The 17,897-nt window shown below is 63.1% G+C and carries 21 protein-coding genes; 10 read left to right on the top strand and 11 right to left on the bottom strand.

The window, feature by feature from the left end; all coding sequences use genetic code 11:
- Positions 1-118: 118 nt before the first annotated feature.
- Together NYQ83_RS09970 and NYQ83_RS09965 are read right to left on the bottom strand one after the other, a co-directional pair.
- Positions 119-577 (bottom strand): MarR family winged helix-turn-helix transcriptional regulator, encoded by a 459-nt coding sequence (locus NYQ83_RS09970; RefSeq protein ID WP_261215164.1) that lies wholly within the window; start codon positions 575-577, stop codon positions 119-121.
- 29 nt (positions 578-606) lie between these two features.
- On the bottom strand, positions 607-1,026 hold the full coding sequence (locus tag NYQ83_RS09965; RefSeq protein WP_128291435.1) for an organic hydroperoxide resistance protein: 420 nt from the start codon (positions 1,024-1,026) through the stop codon (positions 607-609).
- A gap of 123 nt (positions 1,027-1,149) precedes the next feature.
- Here NYQ83_RS09965 and NYQ83_RS09960 point away from each other — a divergent pair, with 123 nt between their 5' ends.
- The 3 genes from NYQ83_RS09960 to NYQ83_RS09950 all read left to right on the top strand — a co-directional run bounded on the left by NYQ83_RS09960 (position 1,150) and on the right by NYQ83_RS09950 (position 2,597).
- On the top strand, positions 1,150-1,626 hold the full coding sequence (locus NYQ83_RS09960; protein ID WP_128291436.1) for a MarR family winged helix-turn-helix transcriptional regulator: 477 nt from the start codon (positions 1,150-1,152) through the stop codon (positions 1,624-1,626).
- Positions 1,623-2,069 (top strand): hypothetical protein, encoded by a 447-nt coding sequence (locus NYQ83_RS09955; RefSeq protein ID WP_261214441.1) that lies wholly within the window; start codon positions 1,623-1,625, stop codon positions 2,067-2,069. The genes NYQ83_RS09960 and NYQ83_RS09955 overlap by 4 nt, the downstream gene beginning before the upstream one ends.
- Before the next feature lie 78 nt (positions 2,070-2,147).
- Positions 2,148-2,597 (top strand): PRC-barrel domain-containing protein, encoded by a 450-nt coding sequence (locus tag NYQ83_RS09950; protein ID WP_261214440.1) that lies wholly within the window; start codon positions 2,148-2,150, stop codon positions 2,595-2,597.
- 74 nt (positions 2,598-2,671) lie between these two features.
- Here NYQ83_RS09950 and NYQ83_RS09945 read toward each other — a convergent pair whose 3' ends face one another.
- From NYQ83_RS09945 to NYQ83_RS09930, 4 genes are all read right to left on the bottom strand, one after another.
- On the bottom strand, positions 2,672-4,156 hold the full coding sequence (locus NYQ83_RS09945) for a PAS domain-containing methyl-accepting chemotaxis protein (RefSeq protein WP_261214439.1): 1,485 nt from the start codon (positions 4,154-4,156) through the stop codon (positions 2,672-2,674).
- A gap of 108 nt (positions 4,157-4,264) precedes the next feature.
- Positions 4,265-5,260 (bottom strand): CAP domain-containing protein, encoded by a 996-nt coding sequence (locus tag NYQ83_RS09940; RefSeq protein ID WP_261214438.1) that lies wholly within the window; start codon positions 5,258-5,260, stop codon positions 4,265-4,267.
- A 144-nt stretch (positions 5,261-5,404) separates the two neighbouring features.
- On the bottom strand, positions 5,405-5,989 hold the full coding sequence (locus tag NYQ83_RS09935; RefSeq protein WP_261214437.1) for an EF-hand domain-containing protein: 585 nt from the start codon (positions 5,987-5,989) through the stop codon (positions 5,405-5,407).
- Positions 5,990-6,186: 197 nt separating this feature from the next.
- On the bottom strand, positions 6,187-6,726 hold the full coding sequence (locus NYQ83_RS09930; RefSeq protein WP_261214436.1) for a cytochrome b: 540 nt from the start codon (positions 6,724-6,726) through the stop codon (positions 6,187-6,189).
- Positions 6,727-6,908: 182 nt separating this feature from the next.
- On the opposite strand from NYQ83_RS09930, the gene NYQ83_RS09925 reads away from it, so the two are divergent.
- Positions 6,909-7,277 (top strand): PH domain-containing protein, encoded by a 369-nt coding sequence (locus NYQ83_RS09925; RefSeq protein WP_261214435.1) that lies wholly within the window; start codon positions 6,909-6,911, stop codon positions 7,275-7,277.
- Between the two features lie 427 nt (positions 7,278-7,704).
- Here NYQ83_RS09925 and NYQ83_RS09920 read toward each other — a convergent pair whose 3' ends face one another.
- A complete protein-coding gene (locus tag NYQ83_RS09920; protein ID WP_128291443.1) occupies positions 7,705-8,079 on the bottom strand; it encodes a hypothetical protein in 375 nt (124 codons plus the stop codon).
- Positions 8,080-8,246: 167 nt separating this feature from the next.
- Here NYQ83_RS09920 and NYQ83_RS09915 point away from each other — a divergent pair, with 167 nt between their 5' ends.
- Entirely contained in the window at positions 8,247-8,738 is a 492-nt protein-coding gene (locus NYQ83_RS09915) for a class I SAM-dependent methyltransferase (protein ID WP_261214434.1), read from the top strand.
- Between the two features lie 104 nt (positions 8,739-8,842).
- Here NYQ83_RS09915 and NYQ83_RS09910 read toward each other — a convergent pair whose 3' ends face one another.
- Positions 8,843-9,331, bottom strand: coding sequence for a ferritin-like domain-containing protein (locus NYQ83_RS09910; RefSeq protein ID WP_128291445.1), 489 nt, complete (start codon positions 9,329-9,331; stop codon positions 8,843-8,845).
- Between the two features lie 420 nt (positions 9,332-9,751).
- Here NYQ83_RS09910 and NYQ83_RS09905 point away from each other — a divergent pair, with 420 nt between their 5' ends.
- The 5 genes from NYQ83_RS09905 to der all read left to right on the top strand — a co-directional run bounded on the left by NYQ83_RS09905 (position 9,752) and on the right by der (position 14,984).
- A complete protein-coding gene (locus NYQ83_RS09905) occupies positions 9,752-10,327 on the top strand; it encodes an NnrU family protein (protein ID WP_261214430.1) in 576 nt (191 codons plus the stop codon).
- Between the two features lie 64 nt (positions 10,328-10,391).
- On the top strand, positions 10,392-11,219 hold the full coding sequence (gene panB / locus NYQ83_RS09900; RefSeq protein WP_128291447.1) for a 3-methyl-2-oxobutanoate hydroxymethyltransferase: 828 nt from the start codon (positions 10,392-10,394) through the stop codon (positions 11,217-11,219).
- Between the two features lie 125 nt (positions 11,220-11,344).
- The gene (locus tag NYQ83_RS09895; RefSeq protein WP_261214427.1) at positions 11,345-12,202 is read left to right on the top strand and encodes a tetratricopeptide repeat protein; all 858 of its coding nucleotides are present in this window, start codon (positions 11,345-11,347) and stop codon (positions 12,200-12,202) included.
- Positions 12,203-12,238: 36 nt separating this feature from the next.
- Entirely contained in the window at positions 12,239-13,555 is a 1,317-nt protein-coding gene (locus NYQ83_RS09890; RefSeq protein WP_128291449.1) for a PQQ-binding-like beta-propeller repeat protein, read from the top strand.
- A 22-nt stretch (positions 13,556-13,577) separates the two neighbouring features.
- Positions 13,578-14,984, top strand: coding sequence for a ribosome biogenesis GTPase Der (gene der, locus NYQ83_RS09885; protein WP_261214425.1), 1,407 nt, complete (start codon positions 13,578-13,580; stop codon positions 14,982-14,984).
- A gap of 49 nt (positions 14,985-15,033) precedes the next feature.
- Here der and NYQ83_RS09880 read toward each other — a convergent pair whose 3' ends face one another.
- The 3 genes from NYQ83_RS09880 to NYQ83_RS09870 are packed head-to-tail and all read right to left on the bottom strand — an operon-like array spanning position 15,034 to position 17,879.
- Positions 15,034-15,780, bottom strand: coding sequence for an SDR family NAD(P)-dependent oxidoreductase (locus NYQ83_RS09880; RefSeq protein WP_128291451.1), 747 nt, complete (start codon positions 15,778-15,780; stop codon positions 15,034-15,036).
- Positions 15,781-15,782: 2 nt separating this feature from the next.
- Entirely contained in the window at positions 15,783-17,252 is a 1,470-nt protein-coding gene (purF, locus tag NYQ83_RS09875) for an amidophosphoribosyltransferase (protein WP_261214422.1), read from the bottom strand.
- 3 nt (positions 17,253-17,255) lie between these two features.
- Positions 17,256-17,879 (bottom strand): CvpA family protein, encoded by a 624-nt coding sequence (locus tag NYQ83_RS09870; protein WP_128291453.1) that lies wholly within the window; start codon positions 17,877-17,879, stop codon positions 17,256-17,258.
- Positions 17,880-17,897: the final 18 nt, after the last annotated feature.

The raw sequence follows: 17,897 nt of genomic DNA, 5'->3' as shown, positions 1-17,897 counted from the left end.
ATCTAATGCGTCACCAATGCGGCGACAAGACGCCTTGTCCGAAAGTTGATATGCTGAATGAGGCGGTCAGGGTTGCGCGATAGGCTCGCGACTTTGCCCCTGGCGGAGGTGAGCCAGATCAGGCTTTTGGCGCGTCGTTTTCGTCGAGCGCTGCGTTGAGCTGTCTCAGAGCCGCGCGCAGCGACATCATGGTCTCGCGCGGAAGGCCGACGCGGCAGACGATTTCTTTCGGCACTTTCGAGGCCGGCACGCGCAGAGCCCGTCCGGCTTCGGTAAGGTCGACGATGACGCGGCGTTCGTCTTCCGGATCGCGGCGGCGGTCGACGAGCCCCTGCGCTTCCAGCCGCTTCAGGAGGGGGCTCAGGGTGCCGAAATCGAGACCGAGCGTCTCCTTGAGGCTGCCTACGGAGCGGGGCGCCTTTTCCCACAATGCGAGCATGGCGATGTATTGCGGGTAGGTGAGGCCGAGAGGCTCCAGGAGCGGCCGGTATAGCTTCGTCATCCGGCTCGACGCGGAATAGAGCGCAAAGCATATCTGCGCATCGAGGGTCGTCGCCCGAAGCGCGTCGGGCGACAATCCGTTCTCAGAGGTCTCGTCTTTGCCGCTCACTTCGCCTCGACGGTGATCGCCACGTTCACATTGCCTTTGATGGCTCGCGAATAAGGGCATCCCTCATGCGCCGACGCGACGAGATCCTCGGCCGCTTTTCGGTCGAGGCCTTCCGTCTCGGCGATGAGATCGACATCGAGCCCGAAAGCGGTCTCTGACACCGCACCCAGGCGCACTTTGACGGTGACCGATGCGCCTTTCAAGGGAAGCTTCTTTTTGCCTGCGAGGAAGCGCATGGCGCTTTCGAAACAGGCGGCATAACCGGCAGCAAAAAGCTGCTCCGGATTCGTCGCCCCGCCTTGTCCGCCCATCTCTTTCGGTGTTGCGAGATCGACGCTGAGGAGGCCATCCGGCGTCTCCGCGTGGCCCTGGCGGCCGCCAACGGCACGGGCTTCGGTTTCGTACATGACTTTCATGGTATTGCTCGTGTTAGATTAAATCGTGCACGATGTATATAGGCCATGAACCCTATGATGCAAGTGGCGCGAGAGGGGCAATCGCATATTGACAGCATGCTGCTATAATGTATGTATGCTGTCATGATTGAAAAAGCTCCTTATCCCTTCGAACATCCGCTCAATGCCCTGGTGCTCGAAGTCTTCCGGCTGAACGGGGCGCTGATCGCCTCAGGCGATGCGCTCGTCCGGCCGCTTGGGCTGACGAGTGCCCGCTGGCAGGTGATGGGCTCAGTCGCTCAGGGGAGGGGCGGGTTTTCCGTGGCGCAGCTTGCCCGAAACATGGGTCTCACACGTCAATCGGTGCAGCGCATCGTCGATGAGCTGGTCGGCGACGGCGTCTTCGAGCTTGCCGACAACCCGCATCACAAACGGGCGAAGCTCGTGCGGCTGACCGAAAAGGGGGAAGCGCTCTTTGCTGACGCGACGGCCCGCTGGCTGCCGCATGCCGACGATCTCGCCGCCGTTCTCGCCCCCGGCGAACTCGCGCGGCTGACGGAACTCCTGGCGCAACTCAGGGCCCGCCTGGAACAGGGACCTATTTCTGGAGGTGGAAGATGATCCGCAAACTGCACCCGATGGCGGGAGGGGCCGCCTTTCTCATCATTTTGACGTTCTGGACGTCGACGGTCATCGCCGAGCTCTTCGGCAGCGAGGCTGCGATCCTCGCCGTCAAGACGGCCATCCTTTGGGGCATGCTTGCGCTGATCCCGGCGATGGCCGCGGTCGGTATGTCGGGTTTTCGGCTCGGAGCAAGGTCGCGCCATCCAAGGATCGCGGCCAAACGCCGGCGCATGCCGGTGATCGCCGCGAACGGTCTTTTCGTGCTCGTGCCGTGCGCCTTCTTTCTGCAGGCAAAGGCGGCGGCCGGCGACTTTTCAGGCTCGTTCTTCGCTGTCCAGGGGATCGAGCTTTTGGCGGGCGGGCTCAACCTCGCTCTGATCGGGCTCAGCCTTCGTGACGGTCTTCTCGTTGCGCGCGAACGCCTGCCGCGTCCGGCATGAAATCTGCGCTGCGATCAGAAGCGACCATGAAACGATTCATGCCGGCACGGCTTGTCCCTTCAAATAAGGGAGATTGACATGCTGAACCGCAAGATCCTCATGGCCGGACTTTTTGTGGCGCCGCTGTTCATAGCCGGTGCCGCTGGCGCGCAGACGAGCGGCAAGACGCCGGCGTCTGAGGGCTCCGCCACCGGCAACACAACACAGAATGCCGCTGCAGGCCTCGACATTTATGTGGAGGTCGATGACGACAACGCCACCGTGCCGCGCCTCAACGTGCGCGTCGGCGAGCTTGAGGACATGAAGATCTATGGGGCCGACGGCAATGTGATCGGCGAGATCGACGATGCGCTCGGCACGCCGGATGGTGCGGTCAAGGCCGTGTCTGTGGAAGTTGGCGGCTTTCTCGGTATCGGCGACAAGGAAGCGATCGTGCCGCTCGACGAGCTTCAGCTCGACGGCCTTCGTCTGACCCTGCCGTTGAGCAAGAACCAGATCGAAGATCTGCCCGAATGGAACGAGGGGTAAGGTCGCGCCTACGGTGAAACGCGAAAGCCGCCTCCTGAAGAGGCGGCTTTTGATTCTTTATCGGCTTGCGGAGGTCAGGCCGCGATCGACTGCGAGACTTCCTTGACCTGGCGGGTGGCCTGGTCGATCTGTGCGGCGCTCGATGCGATCTGCGACATGGACTGCGTGATCTCTGAGACGCCCTGAGCTGCGGTGTGCATGTTGGAGGAGATCTCGCGCGTCACGGAGGCCTGCTGTTCGACGGCGGCCGAGATGCCGGACGAGATTTCCTTCACCTGATTGATGATCTGGGAGATCGCTTCGATGGCGCTGACGGCGCTCGAGGTCGATCCCTGCACTTCGCTGATCTGCGTGCTGATCTCGCCCGTCGCCTTGGCCGTTTGACCGGCGAGATCCTTCACCTCGGCGGCGACAACAGCAAAGCCCTTGCCGGCTTCGCCGGCACGTGCCGCTTCGATCGTGGCGTTGAGGGCGAGAAGGTTTGTCTGGCCAGCAATGTTGTTGATGAGGTCGACGATGTGGTCGATCTTCTGCGCGGAGGTGGCAAGTCCGGACACGATCCGGTTGGTCTCGTCCGCCTGCTTGACCGCTTCGATCGAAATGGCGAGCGCGTCGGTGACACGGCGGCTGATCTCAGCGACAGAGGCGGCCATCTCTTCGGCGCCGGAGGCAACGGCCTGAACGGTCGTCGAGGTTTCTTCCGAGGCGGACGCCGCCGTCGACGCCTGACGATTGGCGTGCTCGACCGCCTTCAGGATTTCACTGAGGTCGACGTCGATGACTTCCTGCGCCTTGGCTCGGCGCATGCGGTCTTTGACCTGTACCGTGCGGTCGGTGGCAAATTTCACCACTTTGATGACACGGCATTCGCTGTCGAAAATCGGATTGTACGAAGCCTGGATCCAGACTTCCTTTCCGCCCTTGCCGATGCGCTTGAATTCGCCGGCCTGGAACTCGCCGCGGCGCAGCGCTTCCCAGAAGGCCTGGTAGCTCGGAGAGGCGAGCGCGGAGGCCTCCATGAAAATCTTGTGGTGCTTTCCCTCGATCTCCGAGAGCTCGTAGCCGAGAGCTTTGAGAAAATTCTGATTGGCTGTGATGATGGTGCCATCGGTTTCGAACTCGATGACCGCCTGAGCTTTGTGAATGGCGGCGAGCTGGCCTTCGTGGTCGAAGCTCTTGAGCTTCGATTCGGTAATATCGCTCGCAAGCTTCATCACGCGGTAGGGCTTCCCATCGCGTCCCAGGATCGGATTGTAGGAGGCCTGGATCCAAACGTCTTTGCCGCTTTTGGTTATGCGCTTGAACTCAGCGGAGAAGAATTCTCCGCTCCGCAGACGATCCCAGAATTCCCGATAGGCTTTGCTGTCGCGCTCTTTTTCCTCGACGAAGATCGCGTGCTTGCGGCCCTTAATTTCCTCCAGGGTATAACCCATCGTCTTCAAGAAATTTTCGTTGGCCGTAACGATCGTGCCATCGAGCTCGAACTCGATGATCGCCTGCGAGCGGCTGAGGGCGGCGAACTGGTCGTTCAAAGCGTTCATGTTGCGAAGGAAAGCCATGGGGTGCCAATCGGTTGATCTACCCGTCCCCTTTGCCTGCGAAAGCTGGTGCGGGGCTTGACGCTGCGGCAAGGGTCCGCGGGAATGTCTTGAACGACGCCCGAAGTTCTATTCACCGGCAAGAACCGCAACGGCCATCTTCTTGCCCTCACCATCGGCTGCGATGACCAGTCCAATCCCCGTCAAATCACCATTGAGAAGCATGGCTCGGTAGTCGTCGTTCTTGAGCCATTGCTCGAGGAAGAAGCGGACATCGGCGTCGGTCGCCTCTGTCCCGCACCCGCTGCAGCTCCCGGCCACCACGCGGAAACGCCGAAAGCTCGTCTCTTCCGGCAAGGCGGTCTGGAGGTTGCGAAGATCGTCGAGCGATGCGCCCTTCAGTGTCTCGGGCATCATCTCGGAGGCGGTCGCCACCAGAGATTTGTCGGCGGAGACGCTCTTGCCGCCTGAACGGGCCTCGTTGACGAGCTTCGCGGCCAGCTCCGTTTGAGCCTCTGGCGTGAGCGGCTCGGTTGTTCCTGCGTTAGCATCTGATGCAATCGTCTGCGGTGTGCCGGGACCGGCGAAATCCTGCACCGCGTAGCGGCGGCCATCGGCGTTTTCCGCCAGGCCGAAGCCGTATTCCGTGAGGCCTTTGCGCAGAATGTTGGCCCGGTGTTCGGGGCTTTGCATCCAGCCTTCATGGAGCTTCTCAACCGCGGCCCGGCCAGCAGGAACTGCGCAGCCGCGACAGCGCGCGATGTTTTCGGCAACGAGCCGGCCGGGATTGCCGCCGGCCGCCTGATAGCGATCCATGACGGTGCGCCCCTCGGGTGTGTCGTGGCTGTAGTAATTGCGCTCCAGCATGTCGCGGGCATGCGCCTGTGCCGCCTGGTTCAGCGTCTCGCTCAGCGTGAGCGGAGGAAGCTCGGCCTCGCTGCGGGCCTCGTTCACGAGACGCAGGCTCTCCTGCCGCAGAGCATCCATCTGGTTCGGTCTCGCGGCCGGTGTCCTGACCGCTGTCTGGGCCGGTGTCTGGGCCGCAGCGGTATCGAAGACGCCGGCGAAGGCGAGGAGAAGCGCGAGCGAAACGGCGCGTGCGGTTAAGAGGGCGGAATGAAACATGGGATGCCTTGGACGCAGTGTTGACCCGGGGTCAACACTTCAGATGGCGCCATGCTCCGCGGGGAGGGCGATGAAATGTCCGTCGAGACTTGGATCCTGCCGCGTGGGCGGCAGGATCGGCGTCAGATGGAGCAGTTTCGACGCTCAGAAATTGCGTGATGCCGCAAACTCTGCCGGCGTCACGCGGCCGTCTTTGTTGTAGTCCGCGGCGGCAAAACGGCTATTGCCCGAGGCCATGAACTCGTCCCGCGACAGGCGACCATCCTTGTTGGTGTCGGCCTGGGTGAAGCGCGCTTCCTTGCGCTGCGTCATCTGGGCCGCACGCGGGCCCTGGCCGCCGCCCGGACCGAAGGCGAAGCGGACGGACATGTATTCGTCTTTCGTCAGCTGGCCATCGCCGTTGCTGTCCATCGTATCGAAGACGGACTGGTGCCAGGCGGTCGCTTCGTCCAGCGAAATCACGCCGTCGCCATTGGTATCCATGGCGTCGACGCGGGCGGCCATGCCCTGGCCCATCCCTTGACCCATGCCGCGGCCCATACCTTGACCCATACCCTGGCCCATGCCGCGACCCTGGCCCATCCCTTGGCCCATGCCTTGTCCCTGGCCCATGCCTGCGCCGGGACCCTGCTGCGCCCATGCGGGCGACAATGCCATTGCAGCAGCCAGCACAGCGGGTGCTGCAATCTGCACAAATGCCCGTCTCGGTGTGGTGCGATCGTTTCTCATTTTCGCTCTCCTTCCGACACGTGCCCCCTCAGGCCTACATATACCTTCTGCGTGGCATTGCCTTGACGGAAGGCAAAGCGTTCTGCGTCTTATTCACGCGTTCGAATGGAATAATATCAAAAAAGAAAGCCGGATGACGGTCGGTCATCCGGCTCAAGTTGGTCCAATGAAAAGGGATATCGGAAAGAGGGGCGCCCTCAGCGGCCGGGCGCCACCATGCGCAAAAGAGATGGGCGCGTGACCCAGAGCTTCAGGGCCCCCAGGACATGCACCAGGAAGAGAACGAGGATCACCTTGCTCGTGACGACGTGCACCGTCTCGAACACCTCGTGCAGGGAGTGGTTTTCGGTAAGCGGGCTCGAGATTGCGAACAGGCCGAAGACCGGCAGCGGCCGGCCCGCGGTCCAGATGGTCATCGGGCCGGAGATGATGAGGATGGTCAGGCAGAGGAGAAGGCCGACCTGAACGGCGCGTGAGAAAATGCGCAAGGCGGGCGGTCCGTCCGGACTGTCGGGCAGGGTGCTGAAGAGCCGCCAGAGAACCCGCGCCGCCAGAATGACGAAGAGGACGACGCCGACCGACACGTGCAGATCGAGCGCCGCGGTCCTTGCCGGTCCGCGGGCCAGATCTTCCATCTGATTTCCAAGGAGCCAGAGGGCGATGATGCCCGCGGCTGCAAGCCAATGGATGGCGAGCGAGAGCGCGCCATAACCGCTTCGAGTATCTTCAACCTGCATACGCGTGCTTCCCCTAAGGAATGGCGATGCGGCTGTCATATATCCGAACGCGAATGTAAGCCAATGAAGCTTTGGTAAGGAAGAAAGCTGCGGCATAAGCAGCGATCGCGGAACATGCCGCAAATCGGGCCGTTTTTCCTGGGACCCACCGCTTTTTGCGACATCCTGCCCCGGAGAACAGAATGCCCACTCAAGCCGAGCCGCTTTATTCCGCCCATCCCTCGATGTTCAAGTCGAGCCCGCTTCTCTTCATCATTTGCGTCGTCACGATTCCGGTTCTCGTCGGCCTGATCGTGATCATCGGCTGGTACATCAAGACACGCTCGGAGCTGTTCACGATCACCGCCGACGAAGTGCAATACGAGGTCGGACTGTTCTCCAAGCAGATCAAGGAGATGAAGCGCAGCTCCGTGCGCTCGGTGAACGTCGACCAGTCATTCATCGACCGGATCGTCGGCGCCGCCAAGGTGACGATCTATTCCGCCGGCGATGAGCCGGAGATTGTCGTCAGCGGCCTGCCGGAGCCGGGACGTCTGCGCGAGCTTCTCTAGATTAGGATTGCGGCGCGGAACCGCGAGGCCGGCGGCGCGACCCGCGCCTGCTGGCCAAACTCTTCTCGAACGAGGTCGAGAGAGGTTATGGCTGGACCATTCAAAGCCAGTCATTCGCCCGGCTGATCCGGGCGTCCAGCTTACCCTGCTTTGTGCCGCAGTGGCCCAGGAGCAGGAGCGTTGGGCCGGAAAGGCTCAGAGGCCCGGCTTGCCGCTCGTCAGGCCTTGCGCAGCCTTCGCGGATCCGACCGGGGCCCGACCTTTTGCCCGTGACACGACCGGCGGGATGCTAGCTGCCAGCTGCCGGTCGGCGTTGTTGCCGTCAAAACGGGTGGATCGCTCCGTAAGAAATGTCTGCGTCGTCTTCATGCTGTTCCCTTTCCAACACTGATCGTGAGGCTTCTTGCGAGGAAAATTTTTCCTCGTTTCAGCCTTCTCCTGCCATGCCCGGAAAGAGCGGTTCCTCCTGACCCGTCTGTCCGTTGATCTGGTCGAGCCAGGCGCGGACATGTTCTTGGGTGTAGGCCTCACGGCTGAGCTCGTTCTCGTCGATGCGTTCCGTGATGTCGTCGAAGAGAAGCTCGTGCGTCGTGCCGGAAAAGGCCGCCGCATCGACGCCGTCGGTCGTGCCGATCTGATAATTCGGATCGAGCCCGTGTTCGGTCTTCACCAGGCGAAGCTGCAACGTGTCCGTCGCCGCACCGAGCGCCTGAGAGGCGAAGTCGAAATTGCGCAAGATGCCGGTGACGAAGGCTTCCGGGTGGTGCAGACGACCGACTTGCGGAATTTGAAAATCACTCATGATGGTCCTGTGGTTGCAGGGTTTCATGGGCAATGGCGGCGGGCCCGCTCCGGTTCCAGAGGAGACCCGCGCCTCGTCGCAGGTTTTGCGGACTTGGCGCCGAGCCCCGTTCATGCCACAGCGGGCTTGCGCCGAACTGAAGCACGCCGAACTGAAGGACAAAGTCGATGAGCCGCCTGGAAAGCACCATCAACCGCCTGATCGCGCAAAAGGTACTGCTCGATCATGTCGCCACGTTGATCGGTACGCGTGAAGGACCGGTCTTCGAACTCGGTCTCGGCAATGGCCGCACCTTCGATCATCTGCGCCAGATTTTTCCGGGGCGGGATATTTTTGCCTTCGATCGCGCGATCCGCGCCCATGCGGGCTGCATCCCCGATGCGGAGCATATGGTGGTGGGCGATATGCGCGACACGTTGCGGCTCGTGCATCCGCGCGTGCCGGCCAAGCCCGTGCTCATCCATGCGGATATGGGGGCGGGGGATCCGACGGCCGATCTTGCGACCCGGGAGTGGCTGTCCCCGCTGGTCGCCGCCTGGGCGGCGGATGGCGGCTATGTGCTGAGCGACAGGCCTCTCGAATTGCCAGGCTTCGCCGAACTCGAGCGTCCGGCCGAAGCGCCCGTCTCGCCGCATTTTCTTTATCAGAAGGCCGCCTAAGGCTCAGACGGCAGATCCGAAAGGCAGACAAGGCAGACGCAGAAAGCCCCGGCTGAGCCGGGGCTTTGCAGGGTCCGACAGATGCCGGACGAAGGCTCGGCAGATTACGCCGCCTTCTTGTTGAGTTCGCTCTCGCCAACCTTGCTGAGTTTGGCGTCGGCGCTCTTTTCTTCCGCAAGGGTTTCGCCGAGACGCTTCGCGGCTTCCTTGTGGCCGAGACGATTGGCCCAGGCCTCCAGAGTGCCATAGCGCGCGATCTCGTAATGCTCGACGGCCTGCGCCGCCGCAGCCATCGCCGCGTCACGCGTTTCACCGTCTGAGATTTCGCTCATCAGCTCTTCGGCCTCGGTGATGATGCCCTGGATCGCCTGACAGGTCTCGCCTTCCGGCTTGACGCTGACGAGGCCGAAGACAGCCTCGAGGCGATCAACGTGACCCTTGGTTTCTTCGAGATGCGTCTCGAAGAGATTCTTCAAGTCCTCGTTCGTCGCCTTTTCCGCCATTTTCGGCAGCGCCTCGAGAATTTGCTTCTCGGCGAAATAGATGTCTTTCAGCGTGTGAACGAAGAGTTCTTGCAGATTCTGCATAGCCATTGGTGTCTCCCTGTTTTCGTTTTGGAGAAGTCAACAGGAAAACCTTGTGGCACGGCCGCTCGTTCCGGCCGCAGAGGCGTTTTTCGTTTAGCCGTCGTGAGAGGCCGGAATTCCGCCAGGGAATGTGTCAAATGATTGGCATGGCGGGATTTTTGGGCTCCGCCGCGGGATCGGGAAAGACGATTTCGAGAGCGACAGATGTGGGAACGGACGCGTCGACGGGGTTCGCTTCGGCAAGTAGTCTTGGGCCACGCGAGCCTTTTCTCGTGCGCGGGTGGGCGCATGCGTGAGGGAGACACCCCGCCTCATTGTTTGCCGCGGCCAAAGAAGCTAGCCCTTTCTTGAACCGTTCCATGCGGGCCCCCTCTCTGCGCGTCATGCCGGCGGTCCGTTTCCTTGGGCGTTGGGGAGCCTCGTCACATGTTTGTCCTTATCCTGGGCCTCATCCTCTTTCTCGGCGCCCATTCGGTGCGCCTTTGGGGCGAGGATTTTCGTGATCGTTTGATCGCCGAGCGCGGCGAGGGGATGTGGAAGGGCGTCTACTCTCTCGCCTCTATCGTCGGGCTCGTGCTCATCGTCTGGGGATACGGCCTGACGCGTCTCAACCCGATCGATGTCTGGTCTCCGCCGATCTGGACGCGGCACCTCGCCATTCTGCTCAACGCGGTCGCCTTTGCCCTGGTGGCGCTCAACGGCTCCAAGGGACCGATCCGCGCGGCGGTCGGGCATCCAATGGTGGTCGGCGTCAAGGTCTGGGCTTTCGCTCATCTCATCGCCAACGGGCGTCTCGGCGACATCCTTTTGTTTGGCGCCTTCATGGTCTGGGCGATCGTCGATTATGCCGGTTCGCGTCGTCGCGATAAGCGCGAAGGCGTCGTGCGCATGGCTGGTCCGTGGAAGCCGGAGCTCATTCGTATGGCGATCGGGCTTGCGCTTTGGCTTGTGTTCCTGCTCTTCCTGCATCAATGGCTGATCGGCGTCTCTCCGCTCGGATGAGCACGGGCTATGCCGGTGATCCCATAGGGCGCCGGAAGAGACAGTGACGGATTGAGGAGGCAGCTTGTCCACACATACGGTTTCGCGCCGTCTGACGGCGGTCGACATCGCGCGCCGCAAAGGCGGTGAAAAGGTCGTCTCGCTTACGGCCTATCACGCTCATACGGCCGGGATCGTCGATCCTTTGGTCGATTTCATCCTCGTCGGTGATTCGCTCGGCAACGTCATGCACGGGCTGGAGACGACGGTTCCCGTCACTCTCGATATGATGATCTTGCAGGGGCTCGCCGTGATGCGCGGCTCGAAGCGGGCGCTGGTCGTCGTCGACATGCCTTTCGGCTCTTATGAGGAAAGCCCGCAGCAGGCGTTTCACAACGCCGCGCGCATCCTGAAAGAAACCGGCGCCGGGGCCGTGAAGCTCGAAGGCGGCGTCCATATGGCCGAAACGGTCGCCTTCATGACCAAGCGCGGCGTGCCGGTGATGGGCCATGTCGGGCTGACGCCGCAATCGGTCAACACGATGGGTGGCTTCCGCGTGCAGGGGCGTTCCGAAGAGGGCCAGAAGGCGCTCGAGGACGACGCGATGGCGATCTCCGATGCCGGTGCTTTCGCCATCGTCATGGAAGGCATCGTGGAGCCGGTGGCGCGCCGCATCACCGAAAAGGTGCCGGCGGTGACGATCGGCATCGGCGCTTCGCCCGCCTGCGACGGGCAGGTGCTCGTGCTCGAAGACATGCTGGGCCTTAACGAATGGGTGCCGAAATTCGTGCAGAAATTCGGCTCGCTCAGGACGCATATCGAGGAAGCGGTGACGGCCTATGCCGAGGCCGTGCGTGAAGAGCGCTTCCCGGGGCCGGAGCACGTCTACCAAGAGACCAAGAAAGAGGCCTGAGGGCGATCCGGGACGGGCGTTGCGCGGTGTGCGCAAAGTGGCTAGGTTCCGGCGCGCTTCGCAAGGCTCAACGTCAATCCACTGAACAATAATCGGCAGGCCGGGACGATTCCCCGAAGAGGTAGATGACCCACGACGACCGTACATCTGACCACTTCATCCGTGAAGTGGACGAGGAGCTGCGCCGCGAGCAGCTGAAGACGCTTTGGGAGCGTTTTGGCTTCGTCATCATTGGCGTCTGCATTCTGATCGTCGCCATCACCGCGGGCTATCGCGGCTATGTGTGGTGGCAGTCGAAGAAGGCGGCCGAGGAAGGCGACCGGTATCTGACGGCGCTCGAAGCCATCGACGCCGGCAATGAGGCGGAAGGGCGCGAGACGCTTGCGGCCCTGGCCAAGGACGGCGGCGGCTACGGCATGCTCGCCCGTCTGCGCAACGCCGAGATTGTGGCCAAGACGGATGAGACGGCCGCGATCGCAGCCTATGACGAGGTGGCGAACGACGGCGGCGTCGCGCCGGTGATGCGCGATCTGGCGCGGGTGCGGGCCGGGCTCCTCGCCCTCGATGCAGGCGACCTCGACGGTGCGGAAAGCCGCGTCTCGTCTCTCGACGAAGCCGGCAATGCCTGGCGCCACACGGCGCGGGAAATCCTCGGCATGGTCGCCTATCAGCGGGACGCGCTCGAAAAGGCCCGCGATTATTTCGTGGCGATCGACCAGGATGTGCAGGCTCCGCAGGGCGTGCGCAATCGCGCCGGCCTGATGATCAGCGTGATCGACGGGCAGCTTGCGCCTTCTCCTTCGGCGGACGGAGCGTCCGGCGACGACGCGCCCGAGGCGGAGGCTCCTGTCTCCGGAGACGCAACCGGTGAGGCAACGGGTAACGCAAGCGCGCCCGCATCGGCGGAAGAGGGCGCGCAAAACACCGAAAATGGGTCTGCCGACGCGAACAGCGGCGCATCCGACACACAATCGACGCAATAGAGCCGTTTTGAGCGAGCGAGAAAGCGGGCGGGAATCATGACCACGCAGACGAAATTCGCGGTCCGACTTGCGGGCATCGCTTTGACGGCGGCTCTGCTTGCAGGCTGCAGCAGCTTCACGAACCCCTTCAGCAGCAAGGAAGAGATTCTGCCGGGCGAACGCCGCGCAATCGCCGGCGTCGACGACGCAGACCGAGCCGCCGGCTCGCCAGCGGTCGGCGGGGCGAGCGCGATGCAGGACTGGACGCAGCCCGGCGGCAACGCCGCCAATGCGCCCGGCAATGTCGCTCTTTCAGGCAACGCCTCACAGACGGTCTTCCGTGCGCGGGTCTTCGGCAGCGGCAAGCGCGCGGCGCGCGCCTCGGCCGCTCCGCTCATCGTCGGCGGAAACATCTACGTCTACGACGCGGCGGGCACCGTGACGGCCCTTTCGACCGGCGGCGGCAAAGCCTGGTCCGTCTCGCTTGCGCCTGAGAAGGAAAAGAGCCGTTCGCCGGGCGGCGGTATCGCCTATTCCAATGGCATGGTGATTGCTGCGACCGGCTATGGCGAAATGGTCGCTCTCGATCCGGCAACCGGCGGGCGCGCCTGGTCTTATGACCTCAAGGCGCCGGCACGCTCGGCCCCGACCGCGGCGGGCGGCAAGGCCTATGTGGTCACCTCCACCAACGTTCTTCACGCCGTCAATCTGGCCGACGGTTCCGAAGCCTGGACCTATCCGGGCATTCCGGAAAACGCCGGCGTGCTTTCGGGGGCGAGCCCGGCCGTGGTCGGCAACACGGTTATCGTGCCTTATTCTTCGGGCGAGGTGATCGCGTTCGATGCCAATAAGGGCGACCTCAAATGGGCCGATGCGGTCATTCGCTCGACGCGCACGCTCGCCGTCTCCGGCCTGACGGATGTCGCCGCGAGCCCTGTCGTTTCCGACGGTGTCGTCTACGCCACCGGCGTGTCCGGGCGAACGATCGCCGTCAAGCTCTCCAACGGCGAACGGCTCTGGGAACAGAATCTCGGCGGTTCGTCGACGCCTGTCGTCTCCGGCAACGCGCTCTTCCTGATCGATCTGCAGGATCACATGGTGGCGCTCGACCGGCGCACCGGCAAATTGTTCTGGGAGACCGAGCTGCCGGTGGTGCGCAAGAAGCGCTTCTTCTCCACCTGGGTCGGGCCGATGCTCGCGGGCGGGACGCTGTGGGCGGTTTCAAACGACGAGAAGCTGATCGCGGTCGATCCGGCGAGCGGCAAGATCGTCGGCGAGCGCTCCATCCCGGCAAAGGGTCTCCAGCGCCCGATCGCGGCCGGTGGCAGGCTCTATATCGTGACCAGCGACGGATCCCTGTCGGCGCTGCAATAAGAGAGACGGGGCGGCTTCTGCGATGTCTTTGACCGTCGCCCTCGTCGGGCGCCCGAACGTCGGCAAATCGACGCTCTTCAACCGCCTCGTCGGGCAGAAGATCGCGCTTGTCGACGATCGGCCCGGCGTCACGCGCGATCGCCGCGAGGCTCCGGCCAAGCTCGGCGATCTCGACTTCATCCTGATCGATACGGCCGGCCTCGAAGACGCCGCCGACGAGACGCTCCAGGGGCGCATGCGTGCGCAGACGGAGCGGGCGATCATCGATGCCGATATCTCCGTTTTCATGATCGATGCGCGCGTCGGCATCACGCCCGACGACGAGCATTTCGCCCGGCTGATCCGCCAGGGCGGCAAACCCGTCGTCCTCGTCGCCAACAAGGCTGAGGGGCGCGCAGCGGAATCCGGGCTCCTCGAAGCCTATTCGCTCGGCTTCGGCGAGGCTGTCGCGGTCTCTGCCGAGCATGGCGTCGGGCTTCCGGACCTCTACGAGGCCGTCGTTGCGACGCTCGGTGAGAAGGCCGCCCTTTATCTTCCCAAGGAAGAGACGGACGAGGACGGAGAGGACGAGGTAGCCGAGGGCGCGGGCGAGGAAACCCGCACGCTCAAACCCATCCGCGTTGCGATCGTCGGACAGCCGAATGCCGGCAAGTCGACCCTGATCAACCGGATGATCGGCGAAGAGAGACTTCTGACCGGACCGGAAGCCGGGATCACGCGCGATTCGATCGCCGTCGACTGGACCTGGCGCGGGCGGCCGTTCCGGCTCATCGATACGGCCGGTATGCGGCGCAAGGCGAAGGTCATCGACAAGCTCGAAAGGCTCTCTGTCGGGGACGCGCTGCGCGCGATCCGCTTTGCCGAGGTCGTCATCATCGTCATCGACGCGACGATGCCGTTCGAAAAGCAGGATCTGCAGATTGCCGATCTCGTGGCGCGTGAGGGGCGGGCCCTGGTTCTCGCGCTCAACAAATGGGACGAGGTGCGCGATCCCGACGCGTTGCGCCGCGAATTGCAGGCCGATCTCGCCGAGACGCTCGTCCAGGTGCGCGGCGTGCCGCTCATCCCGATCTCGGCGCTCACCGGTTCCGGCATCGATCAGCTTCTGGAAGGTGTCAGCCGGATCTACGAGACGTGGAACCGGCGTGTGGCGACGGCCGCGCTCAATCGCTGGCTCGATCATCTGATCGCGCGCCATCCGCCTCCTGCCGTGGCCGGCCGCCGTCTAAAGATCAAATATCTGACGCAGTCGAAGACCCGGCCGCCGACGTTCTTTCTTGCCTGTTCGCGGCCCGAGGCTCTGCCCGAGGCGTATAAGCGCTACGTCGTGAACGGCCTCAGAGAGGATTTCGACCTCAAGGGCGTGCCGATCCGGCTGATGACGCGCGGTGCCAAAAATCCGTATGAGGGAAGGGGCCGGAAAGGCTGAACGCCTCCGGCCGTTTTTCAAGCTCCGGTGTCGATCTCAGGCGCGCGCCTCAGGCCGGGGCGTGGAAGTCCTGAAACGCTTTGGAGCGGAAGTCGAAGAGGACATCGGTCCGCTCGAAATCGGGCGCTGCGAGCTTCACGAGATGCGGTGCGATCTCGGAGGGATGCGGCAGCGTCTCGGGATCTTCACCCGGCATCGCCTGTGCCCGCATCGCCGTGCGCATGGCGCCCGGATCGACCATCACCACCTTGATCGGGGAATTCTGCGTCTCGTGCGCATAGGTGCGCGCCAGGGCTTCGAGCGCTGCCTTGGAGACCGCGTAGGGGCCCCAGAACGGCTTCAGGCTATGGGCGACGCCCGACGAGATGAAGATCGCCCGTCCGGCCTCCGAGCGCTTCAGAAGCGGATCGAGCGAGCGGATGAGGCGCCAATTGGCGGTGACGTTGATCGCCATCACCTTGTCCCAGTCCTTCGCCTGCACGTGACCGAGCGGCGACAGGGTGCCGAGGATACCGGCATTGGCGAGGAGAATGTCGAGGCGTCCCCAGCGCTCGTTGATGGCGCCGCCGAGACGGTCGATGCCCGGCCCGTCGGTCAGGTCGAGCGGCACGAGCGTAGCAGCGCCACCGGCGGAGCGAATCTCGTCGTCGAGCTCTTCAAGCGCGCCTTGCGTGCGGGCGACGGCGACGACATGGGCGCCGGCCTCGGCCATGGCTTTGGCGGCGAAATAGCCGATGCCACGCGTCGCGCCGGTGACGACGGCGATGCGGCCGGCGAGCGGTTTTTGGTCAGTCATGATTATCCGGCTTCAGACAACAGGTTGAGCTGGCGGACGGTGCCGACCGATTCGCGGTCGGTGAGGCGCGTCGGGTATTCGCCCGTGAAGCAGGCGTCGCAATATTGCGGCTGCGCCGCGTTGCGGGCCTCTTCGCCGACGGCCCGGTAAAGCCCGTCGATGGTCAGGAAGGCGAGGCTGTCGACGCGGATGAAATCGGCCATTTCCTCGATCGACATGCGCGAGGCGAGGAGCTTCGCCTTTTCCGGCGTATCGACACCGTAGAAGCAGGGATTGGTCGTGGGCGGGCTCGCGATGCGCATATGCACTTCGGCGGCGCCGGCATCGCGTACCATTTCCACGATCTTGAGCGAGGTCGTGCCGCGGACGATGGAATCGTCGACGAGCACCACGCGCTTGCCCTTGAGGATCGCCGAATTGGCGTTGTGCTTCAGCTTCACGCCCATATGCCGGATCGAATCGGAGGGCTCGATGAAGGTCCGGCCGACGTAATGGTTGCGGATGATGCCGAGCTCGAAGGGGATGCCGCTCTCTTTTGCAAAGCCGATGGCGGCCGGATTGCCGGAATCCGGGACCGGAACGATGAGGTCGGCCTCGGCCGGCGCTTCGCGGGCAAGCTCCATGCCGATCTTCTTGCGCGATTCGTAAATCGACGCCCCAGCGATGACGGAATCGGGCCTGGCGAAATAGACGTGCTCGAAAATGCAGAAGCGCGGGCGCTCCCGCTTAAAGGGCCGCAGCGAATCGATCGAATGGTCGGTGATGACGATCATCTCGCCCGGCTCGATCTCGCGCACGAACCGCGCACCGATGATGTCGAGCGCGCAGGTCTCCGAAGCGAGCACATGGGCGCCGTCGAGATCTCCGAGAACCAGCGGGCGCACGCCGAGCGGATCGCGGCAACCGATCATCTTCTTTTCCGACAGGGCGACCAGCGAATAGGCGCCCTCGATCTGGGTGAGCGCATCGATGAGGCGGTCGATCAGCGGTGCCTTCTGGCTCGTGGCGATCAGATGGATGATCGTCTCGGTGTCGGAGGTCGACTGGAAAATCGAGCCGCGGTTTTGCAGGTCGCGCTGCAAGGTGCGGGCATTGGTGATGTTGCCGTTGTGGGCGACCGCGAAACCGCCGCCGGCGAATTCGGCAAACATCGGCTGGACGTTGCGCAGAACCGGGGCACCGGTCGTGGAATAGCGGTTGTGGCCGATCGCCTTGTCGCCCTGCAGGCGTGCGATCACCTCCGGCGCGGTGAAGTTGTCGCCGACATGGCCGATGTGGCGCTCCACATGGAACTGGCGCCCGTCATAGGAGATGATGCCCGCCGCCTCCTGGCCGCGATGCTGGAGCGCATGCAGGCCGAGCGCCGTCAGCGCTGCAGCCTCGGGATGACCGAAAATGCCGAAGACGCCGCATTCCTCGTGGAACTTGTCGTCGCCGGTGGCCTGGAAGGGATGTGCGGGAAGGATCTGCATGGCCTATTGCGAGAGCTGGCGGTTGAGGGCGTTCTGATCGTCGGCATCATAGGAGCCGGCGGAGCCGGTGGCGTCGCTGGCGTTGCCTGCCGGTTGGGCACGGCGCTCGGCGTCTTCCTGACGGAAGCGTTCGATGATCTCCGCTTCCGGATCTTCCGGCAGCGCGTTCATCAGATCCTGACCCATGGAATCGAGCCAGGGTTTGGAGCGCGCATCGGCGATCCAGGTCGGCTGATGCTCGGGCGAGATGAAGAAGTTGAGAAAAAGCACCGCGATCACGACGAGAAGGAGGCCGCGCGCCGCTCCGAAAACGAAGCCGAAGGTGCGGTCGAGAGGACCAGCCTTGGAATCGAGAATGAAGTCGGAGATGCGCATCGTCACCAGCGAGACGACGATCAAGGTGATGAAGAAGATGCCGGCCACCGTCAGGCCGAGCGCCACCGTGCGGTCATCCACATATTGCTGAGTGTAGGGCAGCAGATCCTGCCAGAACATATAGGTGACGATCGCTGCCACCACCCAAGAGGCGATGGAGAAGACCTCACGGGTGAAGCCGCGGATCATGGCAAGAACCGCAGAAATGAACATGATCAGCAGGAGAACGCCGTCGAGTAGCGTTATCGGCATTGCAGGTGGTTCCCTCGT

The organism is Afifella sp. JA880, from assembly GCF_025379905.1.
Lineage (GTDB): Bacteria > Pseudomonadota > Alphaproteobacteria > Rhizobiales > Afifellaceae > Afifella > Afifella aestuarii.
The sequence above is the reverse complement of the archived record's forward strand: the minus strand, read 5'-3'. Positions and strand labels throughout refer to the sequence as shown.